The organism is Microbacterium esteraromaticum, from assembly GCF_016907315.1.
Classification (GTDB): Bacteria; Actinomycetota; Actinomycetes; order Actinomycetales; family Microbacteriaceae; genus Microbacterium; species Microbacterium esteraromaticum.
The window spans coordinates 2,311,063-2,323,222 of the sequence record NZ_JAFBBS010000001.1 but is presented as its reverse complement, the minus strand read 5'-3'; the positions used below and the strand labels follow the sequence as shown (position 1 = coordinate 2,323,222).

The 12,160-nt window shown below is 70.1% G+C and carries 9 protein-coding genes; 3 read left to right on the top strand and 6 right to left on the bottom strand.

Going from position 1 to position 12,160, the window contains the following annotated elements; genetic code table 11:
* Positions 1 to 61 precede the first annotated feature (61 nt).
* Positions 62 to 694: a uracil phosphoribosyltransferase gene (upp, locus tag JOE67_RS11105; RefSeq protein WP_204975619.1), complete on the top strand. Its 633-nt coding sequence runs from the start codon at positions 62 to 64 to the stop codon at positions 692 to 694.
* An 11-nt stretch (positions 695 to 705) separates the two neighbouring features.
* Here upp and JOE67_RS11100 read toward each other — a convergent pair whose 3' ends face one another.
* Genes JOE67_RS11100 through nadE form a run of 3 tightly spaced genes read right to left on the bottom strand, consistent with a single transcriptional unit; the run spans position 706 to position 5,887 of the window.
* Positions 706 to 1,488 carry a GNAT family N-acetyltransferase gene (locus JOE67_RS11100; RefSeq protein ID WP_204975618.1) on the bottom strand — a complete coding sequence of 261 codons (783 nt, stop codon included), beginning with the start codon at positions 1,486 to 1,488 and terminating at the stop codon, positions 706 to 708.
* Complete coding sequence (locus tag JOE67_RS11095) at positions 1,481 to 5,032, bottom strand: TM0106 family RecB-like putative nuclease (protein ID WP_338041585.1); 3,552 nt, start codon at positions 5,030 to 5,032, stop codon at positions 1,481 to 1,483. The genes JOE67_RS11100 and JOE67_RS11095 overlap by 8 nt, the downstream gene beginning before the upstream one ends.
* A 36-nt stretch (positions 5,033 to 5,068) precedes the next feature.
* On the bottom strand, positions 5,069 to 5,887 hold the full coding sequence (gene nadE, locus JOE67_RS11090; protein WP_204975617.1) for an ammonia-dependent NAD(+) synthetase: 819 nt from the start codon (positions 5,885 to 5,887) through the stop codon (positions 5,069 to 5,071).
* Between the two features lie 51 nt (positions 5,888 to 5,938).
* Here nadE and JOE67_RS11085 point away from each other — a divergent pair, with 51 nt between their 5' ends.
* Positions 5,939 to 6,496, top strand: a complete 558-nt coding sequence (locus tag JOE67_RS11085) for a phosphorylase family protein (RefSeq protein WP_204975616.1) — start codon at positions 5,939 to 5,941, stop codon at positions 6,494 to 6,496.
* A 1-nt stretch (position 6,497) separates the two neighbouring features.
* On the opposite strand, the gene JOE67_RS11080 is transcribed toward JOE67_RS11085, so the two are convergent.
* The 3 genes from JOE67_RS11080 to JOE67_RS11070 all read right to left on the bottom strand — a co-directional run bounded on the left by JOE67_RS11080 (position 6,498) and on the right by JOE67_RS11070 (position 11,025).
* Complete coding sequence (locus tag JOE67_RS11080; RefSeq protein ID WP_204975615.1) at positions 6,498 to 9,485, bottom strand: AAA family ATPase; 2,988 nt, start codon at positions 9,483 to 9,485, stop codon at positions 6,498 to 6,500.
* Positions 9,485 to 10,642: an exonuclease SbcCD subunit D gene (locus JOE67_RS11075; RefSeq protein WP_204975614.1), complete on the bottom strand. Its 1,158-nt coding sequence runs from the start codon at positions 10,640 to 10,642 to the stop codon at positions 9,485 to 9,487. Before JOE67_RS11075 ends, JOE67_RS11080 begins: the two co-directional genes overlap by 1 nt.
* A gap of 65 nt (positions 10,643 to 10,707) precedes the next feature.
* The gene (locus JOE67_RS11070; RefSeq protein ID WP_204975613.1) at positions 10,708 to 11,025 is read right to left on the bottom strand and encodes an N-acetyltransferase; all 318 of its coding nucleotides are present in this window, start codon (positions 11,023 to 11,025) and stop codon (positions 10,708 to 10,710) included.
* Between the two features lie 338 nt (positions 11,026 to 11,363).
* On the opposite strand from JOE67_RS11070, the gene JOE67_RS11065 reads away from it, so the two are divergent.
* Positions 11,364 to 12,053, top strand: a complete 690-nt coding sequence (locus JOE67_RS11065; RefSeq protein WP_204975612.1) for a winged helix-turn-helix domain-containing protein — start codon at positions 11,364 to 11,366, stop codon at positions 12,051 to 12,053.
* Positions 12,054 to 12,160 lie beyond the last annotated feature (107 nt).

Below are 12,160 nucleotides of genomic sequence, written 5' to 3'. Positions count from 1 at the left end.
CCTAGCCGCCCTCCGTGCGGCCAGTGCTGGTGAGTGGAGGCTCGGCAAGTAATCTGTACCCATGCGCGTTCATGTGGCCGATCACCCGCTCATCACTCACAAGCTCACGGTGCTGCGGGATGAGAGGACCTCGTCTCCGGTCTTCCGCCAGCTGACCGAGGAGCTCGTGACCCTGCTCGCCTATGAGGCGACGCGGGAGGTCAAGGTCGAGCCGGTCGAGGTGAAGACGCCTGTGACGACGACGATGGGTGTGAAGATCGCCGAGCCGCGCCCGATCGTGGTGCCGATCCTGCGCGCCGGTCTCGGGATGCTCGAGGGCCTGGTCAAGCTCATCCCCACCGCGGAGGTCGGTTTCCTCGGCATGGTGCGCGATGAGGAGACCTTCGAGCCGACCACGTACGCAGAGCGTCTGCCCGACGACCTCAGCGACCGGCAGTGCTTCGCGATCGACCCGATGCTTGCGACCGGCGGCTCGCTGGCGGCCGCTATCCAGTTCCTCTTCGACCGCGGCGCGAAGAACGTCACCGCGATCTGCCTGCTCGGCACCCCCGAGGGCGTCGCTGCGATCGAGAACATGGTCGGCGACGCCGACGTCACCCTGGTGCTCGGCGCGCTCGACGAGCGTCTGAACGAGAAGGGCTACATCGTGCCCGGGCTCGGCGACGCCGGAGACCGCCTGTACGGCACCGTCTGACCGCTCGCCGCTCAGACGGTGAGCACGTAGCCGCGTTCGTCGCCGAAGTGCTCGAACCCCGCGCGCGCGAGGATCGGCGCGGACGTCGAGATCCGGCCCTTGACCAGCGCGGTCGTCGCGCCCATCTCGGCGCCGAGACGCAGCCGGCCCGCGAGCACGGCGCGGTACGCCCCGCGTCCGCGTGCCTCGGGAAGGGTGGCAGCGCCCCAGAGGCGCACGAAGCCGTCAGCCACCGTGCATCCGCCCGTGCTGACGGCGACGCCGTCGAGCCGCGAGAGCACCCGGCCGCCCGTTCCTGATGCCAGTGACTCGGCGATCTCGTCGAGCTCATCGCGAAGCCCGTCGTCGGTGAGCGCGGACTGATGGTCCCACACGGCGACGTTGATCCGGTCTAGCTCGCGGAACTGCTCCTCGGTGCGGACGACCTCATGGGTCACGTCGCCGGGCACCTCGATCGGGATGCCGTCGATCGGACGAGCCAGCACCGCAACCGTGTCGATGTGCTGTGCTCCTCGTCGCTGCAGCGCGTCTTCGAGGTCGGGGCTGTCGGACGCGTTGGTCCAGAAGGTCAGCTCGGTCTCGCCCCACGCGCGGGTGCGCTCGATCGCATGCTCGAGCACCTCGTCTGCGCTTCTCGTCGAATCGACCTGAGATGCCTTGACGCCGCCGCCGAAGCGCGCCGGGTGCCGCACCAGCTGCAGATCCGTCTTCTCCTGCTCGCTCCCCCTCGGGAACCACACCCACGCCGCGGAGGCGCGCAGGATGTCGTCGGCCGTGTGCACGCGGTCAGTCACGGTCTGCTCCGACGAGGTGCGCGAACGCGCTCAGGCGGGCGACGCCCTCGGGCGTCCATGGCAGGTCGTCGAGCAGCGCGGGCGAGTGCACGAGGTACGCGACGCTCTTCGCGCGCGAGATCGCCACGTTGAGGCGGTTCTGCAGCAGCAGGAACTCGGGTCCGCGCGGGGCGTCTCGTCCGCTCGACGCCGCCAAGGACGTGATCGACACCACCGCTTCCCTGCCCTGGAAGTTGTCGACCGTGCCGACGGCGACATCGCCGTACCCCGCTGCAGACAGCTGATCGTGGATGAGCTGCTTCTGCGCGTTGTAGGGCGCGACGATGATGATGTCGCGCTGCTCGAGTGGACGCCGCGGATCGTCGCACATGCCGTCGACGTACGTGCGTCCGATCAGGTCACGGACGATGCGCACGACTTCCGCGGCCTCCTCCGCCGACTGGGTGGCGTTGCCCCGGTGCCGGATGGGCACGATGTGCAGCCCCGGGTCGACGCCGTCGACCAGACGCCCCTCGGTGCCGTCGGCAGATGCGAGACGGCTCGCGTACGACAACCGTGAGACGGGGGCGGCGACGGCAGGATGCATGCGCCACGACTCCGCGAGGAAGTAGCCGTATCGCGCATCGATGACCGACGAGCCGTCCATCACCCAGCCGAGCGCCGAGGTGTTCACGGGCTCGGGGTGCGTGCCCTGGCTCACCTGCGGCAGCTGCTGGGGATCGCCGAGCAGCAGCAGGCGCTTCGCTCCCGCCGCCACCGCGATCGTGGACGCGAGCGAGAACTGACCCGCCTCGTCGATCACGAGCAGGTCGAGGCCCTTCCGGTCGACGCGGCGGGTGTTGCTGTAGTCCCACGCGGTGCCGCCGACGACGGCGCCGTGGTGCGCGTGCTCGGCGAGGAAGGAGGCCATGCCGTCTTTGCGCATCACTGTGAACGCCGGTTCGGGGGCATCCGGATCCTTGGGGGCCTTCGCGACCTGCGCCGCCGGCACGCCGTCCGCCACGACGCGCTCGAGCAGATTCTCGACGATCGCGTGCGACTGCGCGACGACGCCGATGCGGTAGCCATGGTCGCGCACCAGCCGGGCGATCACCTGCGAGCCCGTGTATGTCTTGCCCGTGCCCGGAGGACCCTGCACGGCCAGGTAGCTGTCGTCGAGGTCGAGCACGGCATGCACGATCGCATCGATCGTGTCGCCTCTGTCGCCGGCCTCGGGCAGCGGGCGGCCCGATACGGTGCGCGGCGGGATGCGACGCAGGATGTCGGTGGCCGCATCGTCGGGAAAGACCGGCGCCGCGTGGTGAAGCGACGCCGCCCATTCTTCGATCGCCCCCTGCTGCGAGAGCACATTCGGCGGAGCCGCCGGGGCGAGGGCGACAGGCATCTCGTCCCAGACCTGCCCCTGCACGGTACGCTCGCGCACGATGTACCCGTCATCGAGCACCTCGACGATCTCGACCTCGTGCGGCACGTGGATCACCCGGGAGGGAGCCGGGATGTCGAACGGCGTCGGCACCCCGTACAGCGCGAACGGCCTACTGCCCACCCCGAGCGTGCTGCCCGGCGCGACCTCGCCGCGCAATCGCACGAGACGCGTCTGCGCCCGGCGGCCCTCATCGACCGCCCAATCGGCATCGACCCGGCTGGCACCGGCGTCGACTCGCAGCACGTCGCGAGTCGACTCCCAGATCGAGACCGGCTCGCGCAGTCGCTGGAAGTGCCCCTGCCAGAAGCTCTTCGCCTCACGCGGGTGATAGTCGATCGCTGCAGCGGCCACCCTGTACGACGCGGCGCTCGACTCGTCGCCGGCGCTCTGCGCCTCGGCCTGCAGGGCGAGGGAGAGCGGCGAGGGCTCGTACGCCCGGGTCTCAGGGTCGTCCGGCGGCGCCGGAACCACGCCGGCCTCTCGCGCGAGACCGATCAGCCAGTCGCGCAGCCGACGCGTCGACACGCAGTCGTACCGGTTGTAGTCGGCGAGGTCGTCGAGGATGCTCTGCGCCTCGGCATCGTTTCCCGATGCCTGCAGCTCGCGCGCCTGCACGTACTGCACGATCGAGTCGTCGCCCTTCTGCACATCGCTGGTGCGCACTTCCGCACCCATGTAGAGCGGCTCGAGCTTCTTGATCGAGTACGAACGCGACCCGATGCGCACCGACCGCAGCACGATCGGGTACAGGTCGACGAACACTCCCTCGCGCAGCAGGCGGTCGACCTCTGCCTCGCCCACCCCGTGCCTGGCGGCCATGGCCGACAGGTGCGAGGTCTCGTAGGGCGCGTAGTGGTAGATGTGCATGTCGGGGTGGGTCTGCCGGCGCAGCTTCACGAACGCGAGGAAGTCGAGCAGCGCCTGCTTCTCATCTGCGAAGGTGTGCGCCCACAGCGCCGAGTACTGCTCGGCGTTGTCGATCCATCCGAACAGGTAGTCGATGCCCCATCGCGGGCTCTCGCCCGGAGCCACGGCCTCGGTGTACAGCGGGTCGCCCTCGAAGTCGAAGAACAGGTCGCCCCGGCTGGGGCGCGGCATCAGGCCGATCGCATTGGCCGAGACCAGCTCGTACGGCGGCACGGCGGCTGGATCGGTCGCCACCCCTGCTTGCAGCCGGGCCTGCGCGCGCAGCGCCGTGAAGGTGTCGGCGTTCATCCCCTCAGGAGCCGCAGCGGCGACCGCGAGATCATCGATCGAATGGATGCCGGCGGCGCGCAGTCGCTGTCGCTGCACCGGCCGCATGCGGGCGACCATCAGCAGATCGCGGTGCGCCAGCACCTGCTCTTCGCAGGTCGCGCAGCGCCCGCACGCCGTGACCTGCAGGTCGCCGCGATCGTCGCCCCAGGCGAGCGGCTCACCCGCCGCTCCGTCCCCCAGCCGACGATCGGCGATGAGCGCGCGCAGCCGGGAGCGACGAACATGGAACAGGGGAAGCAGGTCGTCGACACGGTGCGTGCTGATCGTGCCGTCGCCGAGGATCAGATCGACCTCGTCTGAGCGCGGAATGCCCAGACGATCGAGCTGGTCGACGTATGCCCCGAGCTGCATGAGCGCAGTCGCCCGGGCCGTGCGGGCGAGCTTCGAGTCCTGCACCCGCCAGCGCCCGCTGCTCTCGCCCGGCAGGGGCTCGTCGCGCGCGATGAAGTCGGCGAAGCCCACGAACTCCGGAGTCGAGAACGCCGCCTGGAACACGAGCGACGCCCCCGAGCGCAGCGCCCGTTCGGTGGCGTCGACCGTGGCGGCCAGCTCAGCAGCATCCGCCGACGACACCTTGGGAAGCACGACGACGCCCGGTCCGCCGTCGACCGATTCGCCCAGTTCGCGGACGTACCGCTCGAGCACCTTCTCTTCGTGCCGGTCGCCGAGCCGGGCGGCGCGCTCGAGAGTCGCATCCTCAGGCTCTTCGACGGCGGGAACCCGGCCGAGCTTGGCGTCGAGGGCACGAGCCCACGCGAACTCGCACTCAGCCGCCAGCTTCAGATCGCTGGCACTCCAGACGACCCGGTTCTCCGCTGCGATGACCCGCACGATGCCCCTCTCCTCGGCCTGCTTCGACACTATCCGCAGGCTCGGACATCACCGGTCGCGCGGGTGTCAGCGCCACCAGTCGTCGGCGGGGGTGACCGGCAGGTGCCTCTTGTGACGGGATGCCTGATACTTCTGCTCGATGATCGCCGCGGCCTCGGCCGCGATCTCCTTGCCCTCGAGGTAGTCGTCGATCTGCTCGTAGGTCAGTCCCAGCTCGTCCTCGTCCGGCCGGCCTGGTACGCCGTCGAGCAGGTCGGCTGTGGGCACCTTCATGTACAGATGCTCCGGGGCCCCGAGCTGCTTGAGCATCGCGCGTCCCTGCCGCTTGTTGAGCCCTGAGAGCGGCAGCAGATCGGCAGCGCCGTCGCCGAACTTCGTGTAGAAGCCGGTCACTGCCTCTGCCGCGTGATCCGTGCCGATCACGAGCAGACCGTCGTGGCCGCCGAGCGCGTACTGCACGACCATCCGCAGTCGCGCCTTGATGTTGCCGCGGTTGAAGTCGGTGATGCTCTCGCCGAGCCCCTCCTCGAGGTCGCGCTCGATACCGTCGACGCCGTTCTGGATGTTGATCGTCACCGAGCGGTCGGCCGCGACGAAGTCGATCGCCGACTCGGCGTCAGCGGCATCCGCCTGTACGCGGAACGGCAGCCGCACCGCCAGGAACGTGGCCTCGCCGCCCTCGGCTCGCACGCGCTCGACGGCGAGCTGCGCGAGACGGCCGGCGAGGGTCGAGTCCTGCCCGCCCGAGATGCCGAGCACCAGACCCCTCGCGCCAGTCGCGCGCAGGTAGTCGACGAGAAATCCGATCCTCTTCTCGTTCTCGGCCGCGGGGTCGATCTCGGGCTTCACGCCGAGGTCGTGGATGATCTGCTGCTGCATGCTCATGGCGCCTCCTTCGTCGGGTACCAGTCTCCCCCACCTGAGAGGATGGAGCACGTGAGACTTCTCGTCGCCGCCCTGGCATCCGAACTTCAGGCCTTTCCCGCAGAGCTCCCCGGCTTCGACCGGCTGGTCACCGGCCCCGGCAAGCTGATGGCCGCCTACGGCCTGACCCGGGCGCTCGACGCGAAGCGCTACGACGAGATCGTCGTGGTGGGCACGGCCGGCGCCGTCGACGACTCGGTCGAGTCGGGCATCTACGACGTGAGCGCAGCGATCCAGCATGACGTGCAGGACCTCGACGGCGTGATCGGACAGCACGTGTCGCTGCCGTCGCGCGTCGAGACGGGGCGCGACGGCGTGACCATCGCGACCGGCGACATCTTCGTCGACGATGCCGACGCGGTGGCGCGCATCCGCGATCTCGGCGGAGTGCTGGTCGACATGGAGACCTTCTCGTTCATCTGGGTCGCGCAGAAGTTCGAGGTGCCGATCCGCGTGATGCGTGTGGTCTCGGACCGCGCGCAGGACGGGGCGACCCAGGTGTGGGACGACGTCGTCGCCGCGTGCAGCGCCCAGCTGTGGGAGCACATGCAGCGGGAGTACGCGGTCTGAGTCAGCTCGCGCCGGGTGGAGCGTCGATGACGCTGTGACCGTCTGGCAGCGTGCGCACCGTCAGCTGAGCGGGGATCTGCTCCTGCATCGCCTCGACGTGGCTGATCACGCCGACCGTGCGACCCCCCTGACGCAGCTCGTCGAGGGTGCGCATCGCGGTATCGAGCGTGTCGGCGTCGAGTGATCCGAATCCCTCGTCGATGAAGAGCGTGTCGAGCCGGATGCCCCCGGCGCGCGCCGTGACCACCTCGGCGAGGCCGAGGGCGAGCGCGAGCGACGACAGGAACGTCTCGCCGCCCGAGAGCGACTTCGCCGGCCGGGTCTGGCCGGTGAAGGCGTCGAAGACGACGATGCCGAGGCCCGATGCCGCGCCTCGAGCCGCGAGCGCGTCGGAGTGGCGCAGCTGATAGCGGCCGTCAGACATGTCGTGCAGGCGCACGTTGGCCGCCGCGACGATCTCTTCGAGCTCGGCGGCGAGCACGAAGGTCTCGAGGGTCATCCGGTGCGTATTCTCCGAGCGACCGGCGAGCGTGTCGGCGAGCGAGCGCAGCACCTCGAACTCGCGCGCCGCTTCGGCGGATGCGGCGTGCTCGCGAGCAGCCGAGTCGACGGTCGCGGTGAGGCTCTTCTGCACGCTGCGGGCCTGGCTGTCGGCGTCGACGGCGGTCTGCCACGCGGCCCGCGCCTGCTGCGCGGCATGCTCGGCCGGCTCGAGGTCGAGCGGCTCATCTGGCAGCATGCGCATCTCGAGGTCGAGCAGCAGGGCGCGCTCTTTCTTGATCTCGACCGCGTGCGCGGTGATGCGATCGTCGAGCGCAGCGACCTCGGCGGCGCTGAGCAGCGCCTGCTCGACCTCGGCGACCTCGTCGAAGACCGACCCGGCGACGGCCGCCGCGAGCTCGTCGTTCGCGTTCCCTTCGCGCTCGATCGCAGCCGCGTGCGCGTCGATCGCGTCGGCTGCCGCCGTCGCGAGAGCGATGTCGCGCTGCGCTTCGGCAAGGCGGTCGGCGACGCTGTCGTGCTCGCCGCGGGCTGCCGCCACGGCTGCGTCGGAATCGGCGATGCGCTGCTCGATCAGCGAGAGCGCGGTGCGCGCCCCGCCGAGGATTTCGGACGCTGTGGCGCGGCGCTGCTCGAGATCGCCGAGGTCGCGCTGCAGATCGTCGAGTCGGGCTCCGAGCTGCTCGGCTCGGAGCGCCGCCTGCCGAGCGGCGTCGCGAGCGACCACGGCCTGAGAGAGATTCTCGCCGGCCTCCTCGACGCTGAGCCCGGCCGATCGCTCGAGTGCGGCAGCGTGCTCGGCGGTGAGCTCTGCAAGGGCGCGCGACGCCTTCCGCTCGGCGACGGCGGCCGCGTCCCGCGCAGCCTCGGCAGACTCGATGTCGTCAGCGGAAACGGGGTCGGCGTGCTCGGCCGGCGCCGGGTGCTCGGTCGCGCCGCACACCGCGCACGGCTGACCGTCGACGAGGGAGGTCGCGAGCTCACCGGCGTAGCCGTCGAGGCGGCGCCGGCGCAGCTGCGACAGCACGGTCTGCGCTCGTGCGTGCGCGTCGGACGCGTGGGACTCGGCGGATGCCGCTGAGGCCACCGCGGCGGTGAGCCGTTCGACCTCTCGAGAGGCGGCGTGCTGTCGCTCGGCGAGCGCGACGACATCTGCGGCGGTGTCGGCCCGGTCACCCTCCCGCCGCGCCACGTCGCGCTCAGCGGTGAGCTCGGCGATGGTGGCGGGCAGCGCCTCTCGCTCTGCATCGAGCGCGGCGAGGGTCCCGGATGCCTGCGCCACTGCCGCCTGCGCGGTGGCCAGCTCGGCGGCGCGCGTCGCGGCGCTGGCTTCCAGCTCGGCGGCCTGCTGCCATGCTCCGCTCTCGCGCGTGCGCTCGGACGCGAACTCGCGGTACGCAGCCGCACGGCCGTCGCCGGTCGCCTCTGCGATCGAGAACGCGGCGAGGGCGGATTCCTCGGCCTCGGCGGCGATGACCCGCGCTGCGGATGCTCGGGAGGCGGCGGCGATGAGCGTGCGCAGCGATTCGGCCACACGCGCGCGGTCCCGCCGCGCTGTGGCATCCGCGATCTCGGCCGTCTGCGCCTCCAGTGCTGCCAGGGCGACGCGTGCCCGATCGCGATCGGACTGCGCGTGCCGCTGCTCTCTGAGATCGGCGAGCGCCGAATCCGCGAGCGTGAGCGTCTTCTCTGCCACATCGCGTTCGGTACCGAAGCGCTCGACGCGGTAGTCGGCGCGAGCGATGGCGCGGCGGAGCACATCGATCCGGGCGTCCGTCGTCGCGGGCGCGGAATCGGCGTCGTCGCCCCACAGCTCTGCCTCCGTGACGATACGCTCGGCCTCGTCTAGCCGGGCGGCCACCGTCGCACGACTGCCGCCGAGCGCCTGCTCGGCCGCGCGCCGACGCTCGTCGAATCGCGCCTGGTAGTCGGAGAAGCGCTCGGTGCCGAAGAGGCGCCGCAGCAGGGCCTGGCGTTCGCGGCTGTCGGCGAGCAGGAAGTCGGCGAATCGGTTCTGCGCGAGCAGGATCACCTGCAGGAACTGCTCTTGCGTGAGCTGCAGGATGTCGTTCAGCTCGTTGGCGACATCGACGGCGCGAGCCGCCAGCCCGATCCACTCGCCGTCGACGAGCTGCTGCAGCAGCGCGGACGCCGCCTGAGTGGTCAAGCCGCCGCCGCGCTTGGCCGGGCGTTCGTACGCGGGTGCCCGTGTCACGCGGTATCGCCCGCCGGCCGTGCTGAACTCGACCACGACTTCGGTGGGTTCGTCGGGCTCGGAGTGATCGCTGCGCAGTCGCTTGTCTCCGCTGTCGTAGCGCGGCACGCCACCGTAGAGCCCGAAGCACACAGCGTCGAGGATCGACGACTTTCCGGCGCCGGTGCGCCCCGCGATCAGGAAGATGCCGTCATCGGCGAACGCATCGAAATCGACCGTCTGTCGGGTGCGGAAAGGACCGAACCCCTCGATCTCGAGGCGATGCAGCTGCATCAGACGAGCGCCTCGGCCCGTACGCGATCGTCGAGCACCTCGCGGATCAGCTGCGCTTCGCGATCGGTCGCCCCGTGCCCGCCGCGTACATGCTCGAGGAACGCCTCGATGCGGTCGACGTCGCTGACCGCGGTGCGCAGCCGCTGCGCATAGGAGCGCTCGTCTGCAGCATCCGCCCCAGCGGGCTGATGCTGCACCAGAGCGCAGAACGGGAACCGCTCGCGCAGCCGCCGCATCGGCTCGTGCTGAGGCACGGCGTCGGTGTAGATCGCGCACACCCACGCGTCGGCATGGGCCGCGTTCTCATCGGCGAGGATCTCGTCGAGCGTTCCGGTGAGAGTGACGAGTGCGCGGGGCACAGGCAGCTCGAGCCACTCGACCCCTGCGAGCCCGCCGGCGTCGAGGTCGACCAGCCACGAGCCCCGCTGCTTGTGCTGCTCGCCGAAGCTGTAGTGCAGCGGAGCGCCCGAGTAGCGCACCCGCTCGCTGAGCTGCTGACGGCCGTGGATGTGTCCGAGGGCGACGTAGTCGGGACCGTCGAACGATGCCAGCGGCACCATGTCGAGGCCACCCTGACGCACCTCGCGCTCGAGACCTGCGGTCACGTCGACGCCGGCCGCGAAGCAGTGCGCGACCGCGACCGAGCGCCCCCCGTGCGCCGCTACGCCCTCGCGCACGAGACCCATCGCATGAGTCATCACCTGCGCCTGCGAGCGCAGCGCGGACTCGGCATCTGCCCAGTGATGGCGGACGATGGCCGGCTCGAGGTAGGGGATGCCGAAGAAGTGCACCGGCCCGTGCTCGTCGTGCAAGGTGATCGGCGTGGCGATCGCGAGCGGGTCGGTCAGCACGTGGATGCCGTCGCGCAGCAGCCGCGAGTGGAAGCCGAGCCGCGCGGCGGAGTCGTGGTTGCCGCTGGTCATGACGACCGTGGCGCCGGTCTCGTGCAGCGCCAGCAGCGCATCGTCGAGCAGCGTGTATGCGGAGGCCGCTGGGGTGGCGGAGTCGAACACGTCGCCCGCGACGATCACCACGTCGACCGCGTTCTCGCGGACCTGCGCGACCAGCGCGTCGAGCACGTCGGCCAGCGCCGCGAGCGTGGAGTGCCCGTGGAAGGTGCGGCCGATATGCCAGTCGGAGGTGTGCAGGATGCGCATGCCTCAACGGTAAGGACGACCACCGACATCGTGTCCGAGGCGTGCCGCGCTCAGCCGCCTCCGGCTCAGGAATCGGCACCGCGACGCAGCAGGTGGCGCTTGTCGGAATGCGCGTCGAACCAGTCGGCGACATACCAGCACACCGGGACGATCCGGCGGTCACCGCGCGCTTCGACGTCGGAGACGGCATGCTCGGTGACGAGCGCCGCGTATCCCCGGCCTCGATGGATGGGGATCGTGTACGCCCTGGTCATCGCTACGGCACTGCCGTCGTCGCGGTAGTCGAGCACGCTGAGCAGCTCTCCCCCGCGCGTGAGGGTGTAGCGCGAGGCATCCTTCTCATCCTGGAACACGAAATCGGAGGCATCGGCGGTTGAACTCACCCCACAACGTTACGTCGTGTTTCATCCGCTGGATTGTCACGTTTTGACATGGCGGGTCATGGTGGGAAATAATCACCCCCATGACCACCAACGCAAGCCCTCTGTCCGCCCAGGAGGCGAACGGGACTGCCGGGATGATGATGCCCGGTCGCGTTGGCACGTGTTGCCGAATGTGTTGCTAAGGCGCAACCACCCAGCCTGACTCGCTGAATTCTCCTCGATCTGAGGACGAGTCTCTGAGCGCCCACCCTTCGCGCTCATTCTCCACCGGCTCCGTCCGGTCATTCGTGCAACGCATCCAGAGCCTCGGCTCACGTATCCGTGAAGGATCCATCATCATGTCGAACACCGCCCTCCTCGAGCGTCCTGTCACCGCCCCCGTTCGCGTCATCTCCCCCGCCGACGCCGCCGCAGACCTCCCCTCGGTCCGCTCCCCGCGCGGTTTCGCCCTCTACGTCGGCATCGACGAGATCAAGGCCGCCTCAGCCGGTGTCAGCCTCCCGGTGCTCGTCGACGCCCTGCGTCGCACGCTGGCGGAACTTGCCCCCGGCGCCGAGACGCACGCCACCGTCGCCCTCGCGCCGCAGTCGGCAGGCGGCCGCGACCTCGACGTCGTGCGGCTCGCCCTGCACGAGCCCGGCGCCATCGCCCGCGCCAACGCCGCGGTCGAGGAGGAGAAGGACGAGGAGTCGGGCGTCGTCGTCGACATCTCCCGCAAGCGCGTGCTGCTCGACGGCGAGTCGGCCTCGTTCACCTACAAGGAGTTCGAGCTGCTGCAGTACCTGGTGCTGCGCGAGGGTCGCACGATCGAGCGCAGCGAGCTGGTCTCGGCCCTGTGGCAGGCATCGTCTGACGAAGAGGCCCCCGGCGAGCGCACCATCGACGTGCACGTGCGTCGCCTGCGCGCCAAGCTCGGCCGCCACGAAGACATCGTGCGCACGGTGCGCGGCGTCGGCTACCGCTTCGACCGTCACGCCGACGTCTCGATCCGCTACGGACACGGCACCCCCTCGCCCGACCGCTTCTGATCCCTCTCTTCGCCGATACCCCGGGTTCTCACCGAGACCCGGGGTTTCGCCGTCTGCGGGCGAGGCCATCCAGGCGGCACCCGGAGCTCGACGATCAGGCTGGGCTC

What these genes read in the sequence shown, in the direction of transcription:
- upp (WP_204975619.1), top strand. Translation starts at nt 62, where the DNA reads ATGCGCGTTCATGTGGCCGATCACCCGCTCATCACTCACAAGCTCACG.
- JOE67_RS11065 (WP_204975612.1), top strand. Translation starts at nt 11,364, where the DNA reads ATGTCGAACACCGCCCTCCTCGAGCGTCCTGTCACCGCCCCCGTTCGC.
- nadE (WP_204975617.1), bottom strand. Translation starts at nt 5,887, where the DNA reads ATGAGCATGCAGCAGCAGATCATCCACGACCTCGGCGTGAAGCCCGAG.
- JOE67_RS11080 (WP_204975615.1), bottom strand. Translation starts at nt 9,485, where the DNA reads ATGCAGCTGCATCGCCTCGAGATCGAGGGGTTCGGTCCTTTCCGCACC.
- JOE67_RS11075 (WP_204975614.1), bottom strand. Translation starts at nt 10,642, where the DNA reads ATGCGCATCCTGCACACCTCCGACTGGCATATCGGCCGCACCTTCCAC.